Source organism: Bacillus sp. SRB_8 (assembly GCF_003264205.1).
GTDB lineage: Bacteria > Bacillota > Bacilli > Bacillales > Bacillaceae_G > Bacillus_A > Bacillus_A mycoides.
The window spans coordinates 1,883-2,520 of sequence record NZ_NADT01000030.1; the positions used below are offsets into that span (position 1 = coordinate 1,883).

Genomic DNA, 638 nt, shown 5'->3' on the forward strand with positions numbered 1-638 from the left:
ATCACAACTCCGGTCTTTCCTTCGTCTAATTGTGCTTGTGTAATGTAAAGAAGATCGTGTTCTGAGACATTTGCTCCATTAGGGTTTAAATCTATAATTGCACCTGCTTCAGTAATTTTAAGCTGCTGCCCAGATCTTAGTTGATGAAGTTCGATTCTTCCATTTGGATAGCGTACTTTAACTGGTTTAAGAAAATTCGAATCACCTTGTGTATGATACATGGAAATATTAAATTCCCCAGATGTAAAACTAGGAGCCTGGTAAGTTTCGTTTTCTGCATATACATCAATGCGAGTACCTGGGTTTCGGTCTTTCTCCTCTGGGCTTATTCCAAGTGCTTCATAAGTGTTTGCTAAAGCACCTAATACAGTAATACTTATATCTATTACCGTACCTATCCCTGCGCTAGCTTTGTTTTCTGCAATAGGAGCGACAGAAAAAAGAATACCTAATGCCGCTGCAGTAGGAATTACTTTCTTTCCAATTCCAATTGTTTTAAATTTTTTCTTCATTTTTGTTGTCCTCTCTTAGTAAGATTGAGCCTAGATTGCTTACATGTAACACTGTAAAAAACAAACATATAAATACTGTCGTATATTGATTTAAAATATAAAATCAATATTTATAAATTCATCTTA

Annotated in this window: 1 pseudogene; it reads right to left on the reverse strand. The window is 34.8% G+C overall.

Going from position 1 to position 638, the window contains the following annotated elements:
* Nucleotides 1–512: pseudogene (locus tag B5P40_RS24520) on the reverse strand (cell wall-binding protein); the annotation flags it as partial.
* Nucleotides 513–638 lie beyond the last annotated feature (126 nt).